The 16629-nt window shown below is 52.6% G+C and carries 17 protein-coding genes; 9 read left to right on the forward strand and 8 right to left on the reverse strand.

What is annotated here, in order from left to right; translation table 11 throughout:
- Positions 1–777: 777 nt before the first annotated feature.
- Entirely contained in the window at positions 778–1755 is a 978-nt protein-coding gene (locus PUT07_RS28715) for an aldo/keto reductase (protein WP_274472219.1), read from the reverse strand.
- Positions 1756–1944: 189 nt separating this feature from the next.
- Between PUT07_RS28715 and acpS the strand changes: the two genes are divergently transcribed.
- On the forward strand, positions 1945–2331 hold the full coding sequence (acpS, locus tag PUT07_RS28720; protein ID WP_274472220.1) for a holo-ACP synthase: 387 nt from the start codon (positions 1945–1947) through the stop codon (positions 2329–2331).
- Positions 2332–2336: 5 nt separating this feature from the next.
- Here acpS and PUT07_RS28725 read toward each other — a convergent pair whose 3' ends face one another.
- Both PUT07_RS28725 and PUT07_RS28730 read right to left on the reverse strand, forming a co-directional pair.
- Complete coding sequence (locus tag PUT07_RS28725; RefSeq protein ID WP_274472221.1) at positions 2337–2738, reverse strand: c-type cytochrome; 402 nt, start codon at positions 2736–2738, stop codon at positions 2337–2339.
- Between the two features lie 126 nt (positions 2739–2864).
- Positions 2865–3479: a hypothetical protein gene (locus PUT07_RS28730; protein WP_274472222.1), complete on the reverse strand. Its 615-nt coding sequence runs from the start codon at positions 3477–3479 to the stop codon at positions 2865–2867.
- Positions 3480–3577: 98 nt separating this feature from the next.
- Between PUT07_RS28730 and mutY the strand changes: the two genes are divergently transcribed.
- On the forward strand, positions 3578–4702 hold the full coding sequence (mutY, locus tag PUT07_RS28735) for an A/G-specific adenine glycosylase (protein ID WP_274472223.1): 1125 nt from the start codon (positions 3578–3580) through the stop codon (positions 4700–4702).
- Positions 4703–4756: 54 nt separating this feature from the next.
- On the opposite strand, the gene PUT07_RS28740 is transcribed toward mutY, so the two are convergent.
- The 5 genes from PUT07_RS28740 to PUT07_RS28760 all read right to left on the reverse strand — a co-directional run bounded on the left by PUT07_RS28740 (position 4757) and on the right by PUT07_RS28760 (position 10081).
- A complete protein-coding gene (locus PUT07_RS28740) occupies positions 4757–5440 on the reverse strand; it encodes a Crp/Fnr family transcriptional regulator (protein WP_274472224.1) in 684 nt (227 codons plus the stop codon).
- A gap of 26 nt (positions 5441–5466) precedes the next feature.
- Positions 5467–6579, reverse strand: coding sequence for an HD-GYP domain-containing protein (locus tag PUT07_RS28745; RefSeq protein WP_274472225.1), 1113 nt, complete (start codon positions 6577–6579; stop codon positions 5467–5469).
- 276 nt (positions 6580–6855) lie between these two features.
- Complete coding sequence (locus PUT07_RS28750; protein ID WP_274472226.1) at positions 6856–7467, reverse strand: superoxide dismutase; 612 nt, start codon at positions 7465–7467, stop codon at positions 6856–6858.
- Between the two features lie 86 nt (positions 7468–7553).
- Positions 7554–7760, reverse strand: a complete 207-nt coding sequence (locus PUT07_RS28755; RefSeq protein WP_274472227.1) for a hypothetical protein — start codon at positions 7758–7760, stop codon at positions 7554–7556.
- Between the two features lie 140 nt (positions 7761–7900).
- Positions 7901–10081 (reverse strand): PAS domain S-box protein, encoded by a 2181-nt coding sequence (locus PUT07_RS28760; RefSeq protein WP_274472228.1) that lies wholly within the window; start codon positions 10079–10081, stop codon positions 7901–7903.
- A 217-nt stretch (positions 10082–10298) separates the two neighbouring features.
- Here PUT07_RS28760 and PUT07_RS28765 point away from each other — a divergent pair, with 217 nt between their 5' ends.
- The 7 genes from PUT07_RS28765 (at position 10299) to lepB (ending at position 16620) form a co-directional block, all read left to right on the forward strand.
- The gene (locus tag PUT07_RS28765) at positions 10299–11648 is read left to right on the forward strand and encodes a TrkH family potassium uptake protein (protein WP_274472229.1); all 1350 of its coding nucleotides are present in this window, start codon (positions 10299–10301) and stop codon (positions 11646–11648) included.
- A gap of 68 nt (positions 11649–11716) precedes the next feature.
- On the forward strand, positions 11717–12211 hold the full coding sequence (locus PUT07_RS28770) for a hypothetical protein (RefSeq protein WP_274472230.1): 495 nt from the start codon (positions 11717–11719) through the stop codon (positions 12209–12211).
- Positions 12192–12704, forward strand: coding sequence for a hypothetical protein (locus PUT07_RS28775; protein ID WP_274472231.1), 513 nt, complete (start codon positions 12192–12194; stop codon positions 12702–12704). The genes PUT07_RS28770 and PUT07_RS28775 overlap by 20 nt, the downstream gene beginning before the upstream one ends.
- 95 nt (positions 12705–12799) lie before the next feature.
- The gene (locus tag PUT07_RS28780) at positions 12800–14008 is read left to right on the forward strand and encodes an MFS transporter (protein WP_274472232.1); all 1209 of its coding nucleotides are present in this window, start codon (positions 12800–12802) and stop codon (positions 14006–14008) included.
- 877 nt (positions 14009–14885) lie between these two features.
- Positions 14886–15317: a GNAT family N-acetyltransferase gene (locus PUT07_RS28785; protein WP_274472233.1), complete on the forward strand. Its 432-nt coding sequence runs from the start codon at positions 14886–14888 to the stop codon at positions 15315–15317.
- A gap of 139 nt (positions 15318–15456) precedes the next feature.
- Positions 15457–16011 (forward strand): DUF402 domain-containing protein, encoded by a 555-nt coding sequence (locus PUT07_RS28790; protein ID WP_274472234.1) that lies wholly within the window; start codon positions 15457–15459, stop codon positions 16009–16011.
- Positions 16012–16620 (forward strand): signal peptidase I, encoded by a 609-nt coding sequence (lepB, locus tag PUT07_RS28795; RefSeq protein ID WP_274472235.1) that lies wholly within the window; start codon positions 16012–16014, stop codon positions 16618–16620. It abuts the gene before it with no gap.
- The last annotated feature ends 9 nt before the right edge of the window (positions 16621–16629 follow it).

A 16629-nucleotide genomic window follows, 5' to 3' on the forward strand; every position in this document is an offset into this window, starting at 1 on the left:
GAGGCGGTTATGGGCTAAGGAGCGGGAGTGACTGGCCGAAGGAGCGTGGGAGCTTCTTAGCCTAAAGTGCACGATAACAGGAATTTCTCCTGTTAATTCTGTTGAATGAAGCACATGCGGACAGGATAGCTGGAAAACCTCCTGTTAATTCAGAGCAAAAGTGCCGCACGAGGCCGTTCTTCGCCGTTTTAACGGGAGTAATTCCTGTTATTCTTCCATAGGCCGATTGAGCGTTGGAATAGCGGGAGTTTTTCCTTTTAATTATGGGCGTCTGAGGTAGGAGTTCGACAGGCAGCGCTGCGAAACGCGGAGGGGTCAGGGAACGAGCGTTGCAATGAAATATTAGCCTAGAAGCGCATCGAAACCAGGCTAAGGTGAGTTGGTTTTGGCTTGGCAGGAGAAGATTCTGGAATGAGTAGCGCCGGTAACAGGAATTACTCCTGTTAATTCTGTTGTATGGAGCCCATGTGAACGGGATAACTGGAAAATCTCCTGTTAATTCAGAGCAAAAGTGCCGCACGAGGCCGATCTTCGCCGTTTTAACGGGAGTAATTCCTGTTATTCCTTCCGCAAGCCGATTGAGCAGCACAAATAAAAGGAAGAATTCCAGTTAAACCAACTCCCGCGCTTTCGTTTGAGCTGCTTCCGCACCCGTAATACTGTGTGGAGCAACGGTATAACCAAAGAACTACCGCCAACTTTTGGGACGATGGATTTGCATAACAACGCAAGAAAGGTTGAGGACACCTATCCTCAACCTTTCTACATTGTAAAAACCTAGGGCACACGCACGCCGCGAGAGCTCTCGAGCAACGTGTACCACTCTTCGCGCGTCAGGTTCTCCGAGACGCGCACGGCATCCCGGCATGCGAGCACGCGCTCCACGGAGGAAGTGCCGATAACCGGCTGAATACGAGCCGGATGCTTCATCAACCAGCCGAGGACGATGGCCTCCGGCGTCGTTTCTTGCTCGGCGGCCAGCTTCTGCACGAGGGCCGCCGTCTTGACGATATTGTCCGGCGCATCGGGGATGGCGCGCCCGGAGAATTTGCCTTGAGCCAGAGGGCCCCAAGCTTGGATCTGAATGTCCGCCATCTGGCAGTGCTCCAGGATGCCGTCTGCAAAGTTAACGCCTACGCCTGCCTTTTGATTGACCAGGATGCCCTGTTCGATCCAATCGAGGCGGGCCAGACTCATCTCCAGCTGGTTCACGACGAGCGGCTCCGGCAAGGAATTCTGAATGAAGCGCATTTGAGCGGCGGTCATGTTGGATACGCCGAAGTGGCGCACTTTGCCGGCCGAACGCAAAATGTTGAAAGCTTCAGCAATTTCCTCCGGCTCCATAAGCGGGTCCGGGCGGTGAAGCAGCAGAACGTCCAGGTGCTCGACACCGAGACGGCTAAGGATACCGTCGACAGACGGGATGATATGGCTTTTGCTGAAATCGAAACGCTGCGGGTTCACATCGTCCTGGAAGCGGATGCCCACTTTGGATTGCAGGATGATCTGGTCGCGCAGATCCGGTCTTTTTTTGAGGATATCGCCAAAAACGGTCTCGGCCTTGCCTCTTTTATAAATGTCCGCATGGTCGAACATCGTGATGCCGATGGAAAGAGCTGCTTCGACGGCCTTCTCGGCGATGACAGCGTCTTCTTTGGTAATTGGCGCAGCGGTCCAATCTCCGCCTAGTCCCATGCATCCGAAAACGACGCGGCTGTTCGATATTCCACGTTTCTCCAGTGGCATAATTCTCATGTATGATTGCCTCCCAGCATTTGGTCTATGTCCAGTATACCCCTTGTTCGGACCAGGCAGAAGAGCTGAAAATAGGGTAACTTACTTACCTGGAAGTAAGCGAAGGCAAGCGAGCTCGCTTGACCGTAACCTCCGAATCGTGTACATTGAACGCAAAATGCTCAAGAGAAGCGGGGCTGGCAAACGACGATGATTATTGGTGTTGGAACGGACTTGGTGGAGATTGCGCGACTGCGCAAGATGCTCGAAGGGTCAACGAGCGAGCGGTTTCTGGAGCGGATCTTGACGCCCCGTGAGCGGGAGTTGGCGCAGCAGCGCCGGGGGAGGCTGGCGGAATTCGCAGCCGGGCGTTTTGCGGCGAAGGAAGCGATTGTCAAAGCGATCGGCTGCGGGATCGGCAAGCAGATCGGCTTTCAGGATGTGGAGGTGCTGCCGGACGCATGGGGCAAGCCGGTGTGCACGGTGCGCGAAGAAGCGCTGCAGCGGGCAGGCTTAACAGGCAGCCCCCGCATCCATATCTCTATCACGCATACGGAATCGATGGCTGCTGCTTATGCCATTGTAGAGCAGCTGTAGGCTGCTCATTTCTTGGAGCTGAGCCAGTTGCTCAACAGTCCGATGTCTTCTTCGGACAGCTTGGTTCCATACGCGGGCATGCCGCCTCCGCCGTCTCGGATCTGTTTGGCAATCTGCTCTTCGGTCATTTTGGCGCCGACCTTCTGCAAGTTCGTCTTGGAGCCAACTTTACCGGACAGATCTACACCGTGGCAGGAGATGCACTTGTTCGCTGTGAAAAGCTCCTGCGCCTTCACGTAAGCAGGCGCGGTCTCGGCAGCCGCAGTAGCAGCCGGAGGCTTCGAGGCGGTTCCGCCGCTGGATGCCCCGCCGCACGCCGCGAGTGCGAGCACCGCCGGCGCTGCGATGAGCGCGCAGATCGTTCTTCGCCATGCTGGACGCAGCATGGCTTGTGGTTGTGGCCTCATAACGTGTTTCCTCCTCCTCTAGAAAGTACATCCAACACTATGCACTTGCGTCGTGTTTTGTTTCATTGCCGATTATTCGGCCAATTCCCTATTCGAGCTATTGCGGGGCTGATTCTTGGAGAGCCCTCAGCCCTCTCGTCCCCAAACCCGCAGCATATACCCGCCGGCCATAAGGCTAAGCCCACCCATGCCTTCCAGCACGACGCCGGAGTACCCCAGGTACCATACGCTCATAATGGCAGTAAATACGAACAGCCAGAGCCCTAAGTACATCATAGGGCGGCCAAGCAGCAGCCCGACCTGCACGAAGCCGACCGCAAGGAGGAACGCTCGCAGCACAGGGATGAACAAAGGCCCGATGGCGCCGATAGCCTCGAGCGTGGCGACGGCGGCAATGAGCATCATGCCCGGCAGCAGCAGAAGCGCCGGATGCCCCCAGCCGCTGCGGTCCGCCAAGCCCCGGCCCGCGTTCTCATCCGCAGCGCTGAAACCCTTCCGCAGGCTCCAGAGCTGAATCAAGCTCGCCACGACGGCGGTGATAAGCGCGGCTTGTTTCAGCCATTCCAAATCGCGCCAATAGACGGCGACATCGACCAACGCGCTGAAGATCCACTCCGCGCCCCATATGAAGAGCAGGGGAAGGAGCGGGCGGGCCTGGTCGATCCACATTTTTCTTTTATGAGCGAGCTCCGTATTCTTGGAATTCAGCAATTCTCTATTATCCCTATTGCCTTTTTGCATACTTTCACCTCTAGTTTTATGTTCCATACTTCTCGTATAATGGAGGATGTCCATTCATTCATTATAACTGGAACCTGCCCCGTAGAGAAGGAGAGCTCATGTACAGCCAAGAACAAATGCTATATTTTTCCCGAAATTTGCTGGATTGGTATCATACGCATAAGAGAGACCTGCCCTGGCGCAGGAGCAAAAACCCTTATTATATATGGATTTCCGAAGTTATGCTGCAGCAAACCCGCGTGGATACGGTGATTCCGTATTTCCACCGGTTCATCGAGCAGTTCCCGACGGTCGAGGCGCTGGCGACGGCTCCGGAGGAGAACGTCCTGAAGGCATGGGAAGGACTCGGTTATTATTCGCGTGCGAGGAATCTCCAAAGCGCCGTAAGAGAAGTGCACGAGCGTTATGGCGGCATTGTTCCGCAGACGAAGGAAGAGATCTCGTCGTTGAAGGGTGTCGGACCTTATACGTCCGGAGCTGTGCTCAGCATCGCCTATAATAAGCCCGAACCGGCGGTAGACGGCAATGTTATGCGGGTGCTATCGCGTTATTTCCTCATCGAAGAGGATATTATGAAGCCCGCAACCCGGACTCGCATGGAGAAGCTCGCGCGCGAGCTCATTCTGGAAGGGACGGCGAGCGATTTCAATCAGGCGCTCATGGAGCTTGGCGCTATGGTGTGCACGCCACGGTCTCCGCACTGCTTGACGTGCCCGGTGATGGCACATTGCTCCGCACGGGAAGCCGGCATGGAGGAAGCGCTGCCCGTCAAGAAGAAAGCGAAGCCGCCTCGTCCCGAGCTGCGGGCCGTCGCTTTGATCGAGGGCACGGGCGAACAAGAGGGGAAATGGCTCATCCGGCAGCGTCCGCAGGAAGGCTTGCTCGCCCGGATGTGGGAGCTGCCGCATGTCGCGTATGAAGCAGCGGAGTGGCCCGCCGACGAGGACGGCAAGGCGCTCTTGCGCCGGGCGCTCGCCGAACAGGAGCAGATCGCGATCCGGCCCGGCGAGTGGTTCATGGATACGGAGCACGTTTTCAGCCATATCGTGTGGAAAATGAAGGTGTTTCGCGCCAAGCTGGGCGATATGAACCGTCCGGACGGCGGAGGCGAATGGGTTCCGTTTCATTATCGCTGGGTTGGGCCGGAGGAGCTTGGGCAGTATGCTTTCCCGAATGTGTTCATTCGGATTATGAACGAGTGGCAGGACCAGCTGCCGCAATAAAATAAGCTGCCGGCCTGTATGGGGGACATACATGGCCGGCAGCTTTTCGTGTTTTCACCGAATTTCGCCTTTAATAGCTTCTATGTTGCGTAGTGTAATCAGCTTTTTCTCAATTTGAATATATTCATCGTCGAGCAGCTCCTGCAGAACCTTGGTGACAGATTCGCGCACGGTGCCGACCATATTAGCGATTTGTTGATGGGTCAATTTGACGTTGATCAGCAGGCCGTCCTGCGTAGGAATACCGTGCTGCTCGGACAACCGGATGATCGTCTTGATGATCCGGGAGCGGACGCCCAGGAACGTCAGGTCATAGATTTGCTCGTTCGCCTGGCGGAGCCGATCCATCGTCGTTTCCAGCAGCTTGAGCAGCAGCTTCGGGCTCTTCTCCAAGTACTGGCTGAACACGGATCGCTTCAACACATACAGCGTACAGGGATCCAGCGTCTCTGCGGTTGCCGAACGGGTCTGACTGTTACCGATCAGAGACATTTCGCCGAAGAAATCGCCGTCGCGGAATAAGGCCAGGATGATTTCTTTGGACTCGTCCAATCTGTATATTTTGACCACACCGGATTTGATCAGGAAGAACTCGCCGCCTTCATCGCCTTCGAGGAACAATATGCTGCCTTTCTTCACTCGTTTCTCCGTAAATAAAGGGGCGATGCCCTGCAAATCTTCTTCGGTGAGCTGTTGAAATAAGGGGACATTGTGGAGTAAAGAAATGATGGTTTTCATCGTTGTTCATCTCGTTTCGGTCATAATTAAACGACCAGCTGTTCGCCGATTTCTTCGATCATCACGTTCAAAGTGCGCGACAGATCGACTTCGTAGGGGTCTTTGAGCTCGATGCCTGATGCGGTTCTAAGTATGCGGACAATGGGGCGCTGCATACTGTGGGTGTTTAAGCGGGAGACGATTCCGGATTCTCCTGTGCTGAGGGAAACGCCTAGACCTAGAGGATAAATGGCGACGTTATTGCGAAACAGCTTGACCATATCTATATCGTACAGTTTTCCAGCGTTGGCGTAAAGAACTTCTAACGCATGATGCGGTGGAATGGCTTTGCGGTAATTGCGGGTATGAACCATAGCGTCGTAGGAATCGAGAATGCCGATCAACCTGGCATAGGGATGAATTTGGTCGCCTTTCAAATTGAATGGATAACCACTGCCGTCGAGGCGTTCGTGGTGCTGCAGGGCGCACCTTGCGGACAGAAGAGGGATTCCGGCTTCATCCTTCAGCATCTGAAAGCCGTATAGCGCATGCTTCTGAATTTCCAAGAATTCGTTCGGCGTAAGCCGGGCTTGTTTCTGTAATAATTGCAGCGGAATTTGCACGCTTCCGACATCGTGAAGGAGGGCGCCAAGTCCGATCGTCATCAGATCATCGTAGGTGTAAGTGCCTTGCTGGATCGCCAGTTTCGTGGCGTAGATGCAGACATTCATCGCGTTCTGGCAGAAGTGCTGCTCCATGTTCGCCGCCGGCATCGTGTTCAGGGTCGTCAGCATGACGGCATCCTTCCTGCGGTACTGAAGATCATGGATGACCCGGGACATCGCCTCCAGAAACAGCTTGCTGAGCGGGAGGAGGTTATCGGTTCCGAGCTTAACGGTCGGACTGAATCTCTCGAACACTTTGCCGAGCGAGCTGCGCAGCAGCAGCCTTGTTTCTTCTTGAATCGGGTCTTCAATGTGAATGTCATCGGTCCTCGGATCTTCAATATATAAATGGTCGATGCCCAGCCCACTGAGCTTCTTCAGCATGGTTGAGGTAAGCTCCACCCGGTATCCGACCAGCACTTGCCCGTCATTGTTAAAAATGGCTTTGCCCAGTCTCATCCCGGGCTGACATTTCATTGTTGGAATCATTCGCATCGTATAACGACCTGCCTTTTTCTTTAACTTGCACATATAAAATGAGTCTAGAGACTCATGAAATCATGTCATTGGACGGATGATTTAGTGCTACGTCGATCATTATGGCATACTATGGTCGCTAATTTCTGTGAAAAAGGTAACAGTTGGAAGTAAAATTTCGGCAAAGATTTGATAAAAAGGAGATGAAGTTCGGGTCTGGGCCGGCAGTCCCGGAAATAAGAAAAAGACATCCAAACTGCATGGCAGTGTGGATGTCTTGCTATACAAGGAAGCTTATTTCGCAGCGTCGTAACGCTTTCCGACTTCCGCCCAGTTCACAACGTTCCAGAACGCTGCGATGTAGTCAGGGCGTTTGTTTTGGTAGTTCAGGTAGTAAGCATGCTCCCAAACGTCAAGACCAAGGATCGGCGTTTCGCCTTCCATGATCGGGCTGTCTTGGTTAGGCAAGCTGTATACTTTCAATTTGCCCGCTTTGTCAACAGCCAGGAAGGCCCAGCCGGAACCGAAGCGTGTTGTTGCTGCAGCGGAGAAGTCAGCTTTGAATTTCTCGAAGCCGCCAAGCTCGCTCTCGATAGCTGCTGCAAGAGCGCCTGTAGGTGCTCCGCCGCCGTTTGGCCCGATAACTTCCCAGAACAGGGAGTGGTTCGCGTGTCCGCCGCCGTTGTTGCGAACAGCTGTACGGATGTCTTCCGGAAGGCTGTTCAGGTCAGCGATCAGGTCGTTCAAGGATTTATCGTGCAGAGCTGGATGTTTGTCCAAAGCTGCGTTCAAGTTCGTCACATAAGCGTTGTGGTGACGGTCGTGGTGGATTTCCATTGTTTTTGCGTCGATGTGCGGCTCAAGCGCGTCGTTAGCGTACGGCAGAGCTGGTAGTTGATGTGCCATGGATAAATACCTCCTAAAATTATGTAGTTTCAACCTCTTCATTATGAAGGAATTGCCGTAATAAAGCAACATGTATGTTTACTAAGTCAGACGCCGCGCCGTTCGATTTCCTGAATGATCTGATTGTGAATGTGAGTGCCTTGCTCGTTCAGCCAAGGAGCTAAATCGCTCATTTGCCTGTGACTCGCCTGGAGCTCGATTTCCGTCCATTCACTGGGCTTCATGGTGCTCAGCACTTGGAAATCGCGAATTTGCCGCGGATAGTCTTTGTAGAGTTTCTCTTGATCGGACAATAGTTTCACCTCGCAGTTGGGATAAGCATTCCTCTATACAATCCGATAAATGGCTGGATTTTATACATGGATGACATTATTTGGGGTTCAAAACAAAAAAACGCCCTACCAAATGGTAGAGCGACCGGTAACTCCTGCATTTACCCCACAGTAGGCAGGTAAACATCTATCGTAGTCCCTTCATTTTCTTTGCTGAACACGCTTACGGCGCCATTGTGATTTTCAATAATTTTTTTGCTGACCATGAATCCGAGCCCGGTCCCTTTCTCCTTCGTGGTATAGAAAGGCTGTCCAAGCCTGCTCAGAATATGCTCAGGGATGCCGCAGCCATGGTCGATGAATCGCAGAAGCAGCTGCTGGCTATTGACGCACTTGGCTTGGATGACGAGTGTTCCCCCTTGCGGCATAGCCTCGATGGCGTTCTTGATGAAATTGATACACACTTGCTTCAATTGGTTCTCATCGCACACGATAGGGGAGAGGTCAGGCTCATACTCCGTAACAATCTCCACATTGTTCAAGATCGCTTGAGATTCCAGCAAAGGCATAACCTGAGCGAGCAAGTGGCGAATATCTTGGCGGTCGGTGTGGACCATCTGAGGCTTGGCCAGAATGAGCAGCTCGCTCAGAATCATTTCGATACGTTCGATCTCGGATGCCATGATATCGTAATACAGCTTTTTCTCGGAGGCGCCTGAGCGCATGAGCTGTGTGAAGCCTTTGATCGCTGTGATCGGATTGCGGATCTCGTGTGCGATGCCTGCAGCCAATTGACCGGCCACCGTTAATTTCTCCGAATTGATCAGCAATTGCTCGGCTTGCTTGTAGGCGGTGAGATCCCGCATTGTCAATGCCCAGCCTGAACGCTGCCCCGCCTCGTCCCGGAGCGTGAATAGCGAGAGGATGACCGGCATCTCCATGCCGCCCTTGTGCATGCCGATTGCTTCTACGGAATAGGGTTCCATTTTCTCCAGCGCCGTAATGCTGCTCAGTTTATCGCTGCCCGGGATGAGCGAAAGCTCGAACACGGGGGTTCCGACGATCTCCGCAGATTTCCAACCGAATGTTTCTTCGAACGCGTGGTTGATCCGAACGACCCGGTAATCGGTATCGATGATAAGGACGGGATCGATATGATGCACGATGAACGATTCCAGCTGTTCCTTGCTCGCCTTCAACTTCCGCTGAGCCTGCTTCTTCTCGGTGATGTCGTGGCACGTACCGGCGATGCCGATGATCTCCCCCGTTCTGTCACGGATAGGGGATAGCGTTGTGCTGACATCGACCAGGCTGCCGTCTTTGCGCTGCCTGACCGTTTCATAGCCCGTCACCGAATTGCCGGACAGCACTTGCCCGTGAAGGGCTCTCGTCTGGTAGGTGAGATGGAGTGGGGTGATCGGCAGCTCGCGCTGAATGATTTCCTCCGCTTGCCATTGGAACAGCTTCTCGAAGGATGGGTTGACTTCCAGGACGGTGCCCTCCCGGTCAATGACCCAAATCGCGTCACCGTTGTTCGTAACAAACGATTCCAACCGCTCTTTGGTCGTATACAGCTCGTCTTCCGCCAGCTTGCGCTTCGTAATGTCCCGGCCGACGGCGATGACTTTGGCGAGGGCTCCGTTCTCTTCGGGAATCATCTTAACCGTCGTCTCGAACCATACGTAGTGTCCCTGTTTATGGCGCACCCGGCAAGTGAAAATATGGTCGAGGGCATTCTGGAAAAGGCAGCTATCATTGAAAAGGGCTACATCATCCGGGTGCCATAGATCAATCATTTTATGACCGATAACTTCATCCATCTCATAACCGAGCAGCGTGCGGACAGCCGGCGAAATATGGAGCGTGACGCCATCCGGTGTAGCGACGGTGATGATTTCCAGAACATTATCCGAAACAATGCGGTACAGCTCTTGGGATTCCCGCAGCTTCTCTTCAATATGAACACGCTCTGTAATATCCCTAACTTGTGAAATAAAAAAGGAAGTCTGATTGTCTTCGCCACGGACAAGTGACACAGCCAAAGAAGCCCAGATGATATGCCCGTTCTTATGAAAATATTTTTTCTCCATTTGATAGGAATCGCGTTGATGTGTCAGCAGATCGGTCATCATCTGCAGGTCAAATGTCAGATCTTCCGGATGAGTGAGCTGCTGAATGCTTAACTCGGACAATTCCGTCTCTGAATATCCCAAAAAGGTGCAGAAGGCAGGATTCGCTTTGAGAATGTGTCCGTTCGGTGCGACGAGCACCATTCCAATAGGCGCATACTTGAAGGCTTGTGTAAATAAAGATTCATTTACCAATCTCTGATCGATGGACATGCTGCAGAATGACCTCCGGTGTGGGCTGGACCCAAGATTCCTTTGAGGATGCTTTTCTACCAGACGCTCCCGTATTCCTGCCTGCAATAACTTATTAGTTAGGTATAAAGGACTATTTGTAACAGTTGCTCAAAAAGATTGTGAGTTCTTTACATTGCCAGAGTGAAATTATACAATTGCAGCAAATCATAAATCGCACGGAGCTTCCATTATGCCAATGAATGCCAATAAAAAATTTCGTCTAAGCCCGCCTAAGGTCTTGTCGCTCGGCTTCGTCCTGATGATCCTGACGGGATCCTTCCTGCTGTCGCTGCCTGCCGCCTTAGCAGGGGAAGGCAAGTTGAGCTGGATCGATGCCTTGTTCATGGCGACCTCCGCCACTTGTGTGACCGGCCTGTCCGTCGTCAATACAGGCGCACATCTCTCCGCCTTCGGCGAAATCGTGCTCCTTGTGCTCGTCCAAATCGGCGGACTCGGTTTCATGACGATGTCCACGCTCATCGCGCTCGTCCTGCGCCGCCGGATCTCGTTCCAGGAACGTCTGATCCTGCAGGAGGCGATGAACCATGAATCGACGGAAGGGATCGTCCGGCTTGTCCGCAAAGTTCTGATCTACGCGCTTTGTATCGAGCTCGCCGGAGCGCTGCTGCTCGCGGTTCGCTGGTCCTTCGAGCTGCCGGTCGGACAAGCCGTCTATTTCGGCATTTTCCACAGCATCTCGATCTTCAACAATGCCGGGTTCGACCTGTTCGGCAGCTTGCCTGACCGGCCGGGCTCCCTGATGCATTATGTCGAGGATCCGTTCGTGAACCTGGTCTCGATGATCCTGATCGTTCTCGGCGGGATCGGGTTTATCGTGATTTCCGACTTGCTGACGTATCCCAAGAACAAGAAGCTTACCCTACACAGCAAAGTTGTGCTCAGCGCATCCGGCGCGTTGATTTTCGTCGGTGCCTTGGTTATTCTCGTGTTCGAGTTTACGAATGCGAATACGCTGCAGCCGCTGTCTCCCTTAGGGAAAACGCTCAGCGCGCTGCTTCAATCGGTGTCCGCCCGTTCGGCCGGGGTCAATACGATCGATATTCCGTCCATGCGGCAGGCTACGCAATTTTTTATCATTATTATGATGTTTATCGGAGCGGCGCCCGGTTCTTCCGGCGGCGGTATTAAAGTGACGACGTTCGTTATCCTCGTGGGCGCGGTAATAGCCATGATGCGGGGGAACGAAGAGATCGTGCTGTTCCGCCGACGCATTTCGAAGGACCGGATTTATAAGGCGATTACGTTTACGTTACTGTCCTTTATTTTGATCGTCATCTCCACCATCGTTCTCACTATTTCGGAGAGCTATCCTTTCCTCGGAGTACTGTTCGAAGTGACCTCGGCTTACGCCACGGCGGGGATGTCACTCGGATTAACGTCGCAGCTGACGGAGTTCGGTAAAGTGTTCCTCGTCGTTCTCATGTTCGTCGGACGGCTTGGTCCCGTTACGCTAGCCTACATTTTGATTCCTTCGCCGGAGAAAGAGCATTTCCGCTACCCCGAGGGTAAAATTACGATCGGCTAATAAGTGCATATGGAGTCTCCAATGGGGCATAGTAAGGTAAAATCTTCTTCCCCGCAGGAGGCTCTTTTGTGTTTTTATACAATGCTTGCGCATGCCTTGTATCCGTAGGGGCTCTATATTCCATCCGATGGATTCCCCCATGCTTCAGAAGCATCGAAAAGCTGGTGTATTATATGGCTATCGTCGTCGCCATTGAGCAGCTGCATTCAGCGGTTCTAGACAATTTAAAATTGCTTGAATTTACTCCGACACTTGGAGCGTTTGTATTTTTCAAAATAAACCAGATGATCCTTTACCCGATCGTTACGCTTTGGCTGCTCGTCTCGTTTTATAAACCGAATATAAAGTTTCCGCTCAAATTGCTATACATTTGCTTGTGGTTCTCAGCGCTTACCGGTTCGTATCACCTCTTTCAGGCCTTACATGTTCTGAAACTGACCGGTTGGAATATCGGCTATGCGATCGTCGTGTGGTACGCCGTTCTGTTGGAGTCTTACTGCTTCAGTCTTGTGTTTAGAAAATTGCTTGGAAAGCGTGATGCCCGTGATCCTCTATCCACCTGAGCGTTTTGATCTGAACGAGTGGTTCACGTTGATTTCACTGGCGGTTACTTTAATCATTGCGTTTCTGCTTCCGAAACGGTTCTCCCCGGCCGCTATAACGGTCTACTGCGTATTCACCGTGTTCCTGTCCCAATCCGTGGATTCGCTGATTGCCGTGAAACCGTTCGATCTCTATGATGTCAGCGACAGTTCGAAATATGAAATCATCGATGCCGTTATTTATTACGTCAACTATCCGCCCTATACGTATTTCTTTATGTATTTCTATGACAAATGGCAGCTCAAAGGCGTATGGCGCGTCTTGTATGTGGTTCTGTACTCGGGGCTTTCGGTGTTCTTCGAGTGGTTGGCTGTGTTATGCGGTGTTTTCAAGTTCAAGGGCTGGAAGCTGGGGTACTCCCCTTTTGTCTATGTTGTCGTATTTGTGATGTACATCTTGGTCTATCATTTGACCCGGAAATTGCTGCATGAGGAAACATTGGAAAGCCACTGAGAGGTGGCTTTTTGGCGTGCAGGCGATTTAAAATTTCTCGAATAGCCGCAAAGATGATAAAATAAGGTGATGGGAAGGCAACGGAGGGGAAGCACATGGAATTTTCATGGAAACGAAATCTTGTTACATTGTGGATCGGCGTATTTTTTTGCGGGATGGCGTATACCATTTCAATTCCTTTTCTACCAATCTTCCTGCACACGGAGCTTGGGATTGAGAAGGGGCTGGAAGCCTGGTCAGGCATCACATTCGGCATCACCTTTCTAGCTAGCGCTTTAATTGCACCCTATTGGGGATCGCTTGCCGACAAATACGGTCGCAAACCGATGCTCATTCGATCGGGGTTCAGTTTAAGCGTTCTTTATTTTGCGACCTTTTTCGTTCACGATCCTTATCTGTTCCTGGTCGTGCGTATTCTTCAGGGACTGCTGGCGGGATTCGTTCCCGCGTCGATTGCGCTGGTCGCCACGAACACGCCGGAGAAAGAGGTCGGGTATGCGCTGGGCGTCATGTCCACGGCCGGCGCTGCCGGCAGCGTCATCGGACCGCTGGTCGGCGGGTTCGTCTCCCACTGGGTGGGAAACAGGGAGTCGTTCCTCGTCTCCGGCTGTGTCGTTCTGGTGGCCGCTTTCATCGGGCTGTTCGGCGCCAAGGAGAAGAACTTCAACCGTTCGGCGGAACGGTCCAGCGTATGGGAAGACTTGAAGTCGGCCGGGCATAACCGGTCTTTCATGGTCATCCTCGGCATCACCATGCTGGTGGCGACTTCGGTTATGATCGTAGAGCCGCTGCTTACGATCTATGTGCTGCAGCTCGGCGGCAGCCAAAGCTCTGCGTCGCTGAGCTCAGGGATCATCTTCTCGGCTGTCGGCGTAGCGACGGTCATTGCTGCGCCGAGGTGGGGCAAGCTGGGGCAGAAGCTGACCTACTCCCGAACGCTGTTCATCGGACTGATCGGCGGCGGGATCGGCAACTTGCTGCAGCTTACCACGCATAGTCTAATTGCGTTCGGGATCTTGAGATTCAGCTACGGGCTGTTTTTTGCCGCTGTGTATCCGGCGTTGAACGCACTTATCGTGAAGTTCACGGATGCCGGCTTTCGAGGCAGGGCGTTCTCATTGAACCAATCCGCCACGCAGTTAGGCACGATGACCGGACCGATGATCGGCGGCTTCCTGGGCGGGTGGATCGGCATTCCATTGGTTTTCGCGTTGAATGGCCTGGCGCTGATCGGGCTGGCCTTCTACTATAAATATCGCGGGCCTAAGCAGGCTGTCGCGGATGTTATTACGGCAAAAGGGTAAGCGGATGCTTACTCTTTTTTTGCGTCTGCCTGCCGGCTTGTTAGGCAGGCTGTGTTAGCGAGGTCCGCGCTGCGGTAACGGACAGGGAGGCCCTTATTTGAGGCAAAGGGGCCTCTTTATGAATGCAACGGACACCGGAGCCGCTATTTTGCTCAAACGGGCTTGATTGAGCGGCGAATACGGCGAATAAGGACGCTGGTGTCCGTTAGAAGTGGAAGTCGCCGCTTATTGTGGGAATAGCGTCCGCTGTGTCCGTTAGAACCGGGCAGGGCGTCGGCTTCAACGTCAATATGGATCGGCTTGCTCCGCCCCGCATTTCTCTACCGGCTTGCCAGGCAGGCTTAGCGGTGTTAGCGAGGTCCGCGCTGCGCTAACGGACAGGGAGGCCCTTATTTGAGGCAAAGGGGCCTCTTTATGAATGCAACGGACACCGAAGCCGCTATTTTGCTCAAATGGGCTTGATTGAGCGGATAAATCGGCGAATAAGTACGCTGGTGTCCGTAAGAAGTGGAAGTCGCCGCTTATCGTGGAAATAGCGTCCGCTGTGTCCGTTAGAACCGGGCAGGGGCGTCGGCTTCAACGAGCGGATTCAACGCGTGAGCAGAGCGGGGGATGAATTCGGAGAGCGGAGCAAGTGTATGACCGGAGCAAGTGCGACCTTGTCGGTGGGGAAATGATCGCCGAAGAAAACGCTATTTCGCGCGCAATTTGTTGAAAACGCTTGCATTTAAGCGCTTTCAAGAGAATTTTAGAAAAAAACAAAGATTTTTGTGAATTTTAACACATTTTCAGCAGGATTCCGTACTTTTTTGTCGTATTTACTAATTTACCACAAAAAAAGTCCTAACAAATTCATAGAGGATTGGGAGAGAACCGTATGCATGTTCGTTCATTTCAGCTTAGTGATACGTCTTCGGTGACAGCACTCTTAGAAGATGTTTTGTCGGAAACTTGCTATGAAGAAACGATGGAAGCTTTTGCTCGCCAGCTTTCTTGGGATACGGAGCTTGTGCTTGTCGCACAAGAAGAATCAGAAATCGTGGGCATGATCATCGGCACCATCGATAACAACAACGGCTATTTCTATCGCATTGCAGTTGCCGCAGAATATCAGCGCAAGGGTATCGGCAAAGCATTGATCGAAGCAATGAAGCAAAGGTTCCTCCACCGGAACGTGAACAAAATTATGGTAACGGTCGACGTCCATAATGAAGTTGTACTCCCTGTATACGAGTCGGCAGGCTATAGCTCCAACGATTTTTCCCGTGCTGCGCACCGTCTGAGCATCGTGAAAAAGATCAGCGTATAAGCTTGTTCGAACGGAAGAAATTGCATAGAAGCAAGTTGAGGAAAGCATATCGGTGCCGCCATTGCATTTGGGGGTCAGATATGCTTTTCTATATAATAGGGGAACTTATCGGCAGCTATCAACAGAGGAGCTTTGAGACATGGATATTTTCACGCCTTATGTGATAAAAAGCTTCAAACATGACGGACATCTACACCGGATGTGGCTCACGAATTGGCGGGTACCGCCGAGCATCCTGCATGCCGAGCACCTCCAGCAAGGGATGATGGTATTCATCAATAGCCAGACCAAAATACAAGAAGCGGACGGCAAGGAATGGGTCAGCCGTATTCCGGGCGTATCTTTTTTCATCCCCAAGATGTGGTTCAACATTGTTGCACTCATTGAGGAAACAGGGGTGAGGTACTACTGCAATGTAGCCTCTCCCATGTACGTGACTCAGCAGGTGCTGACTTATATCGATTACGATTTGGATGTCATTCGAATGCCCGACGGTTCCGTTCACGTTGTGGATCAGGATGAATATGAGCGCCATAAACTGAATTATCACTATTCTGCGCTTGTAGAATCCAAAGTGAAGGAAGGGCTGGCTGCGATTCTGGCGCTGGCGGGCACGGACAAGCCGCCTTTTCAGGACGAGTGGGTCATGCATTACTACGAAGAGTGGGAAAAGCATAGGAACGGAGGAGCCTGAATGAGCTTCTTTGTAGGGCGCAATGAATCGAATAAAGCAGCTTCCAGTTCTGGAACCGGGAAGCAGACGGAAACCAGAAGCTTGACCCATGAGCTGTGGGATTGGACGAAATCCATTCTCGTAGCTCTTCTTGTCGTTATTCTCGTGCATCAGTACGGATTCAACCTGTCCACGGTTCACGGCCACTCGATGGACCCTACGCTGCAGGAGGGTGAATGGCTGTTCGTGAATCGGGCGGTTACGTACTTGAAAGCTCCTGGGCGCGGGGAGATTGTGATCCTCAAAGAGAACGAGGAGCATGCCTTCACACAGCATGCCTTCCTGGTCAAAAGGGTCGTCGCCGTCGGAGGCGACGAAGTGCAGGGCATCGACGGGGCGCTCTATGTGAACGGACGGAAGCTCGAAGAGCCGTACACGAACTCGCTTATCGAAGACGGTGATTTCGGTCCGGCGCGTGTCAGGGACGGCCATGTCTTCGTGATGGGCGATAACCGCCATGCGTCGGCTAGCGCTGACAGCCGCAGGTTCGGGGACGTTCCGGCCAGCATGATTCAAGGCCGTGCGGAGTACGTGCTATGGCCCTTCGCCATGGCCGCCAAGCTGGATTAAACCTATAGA

This window comes from Paenibacillus sp. MAHUQ-63 (assembly GCF_028765165.1).
Classification (GTDB): Bacteria; Bacillota; Bacilli; order Paenibacillales; family NBRC-103111; genus Paenibacillus_E.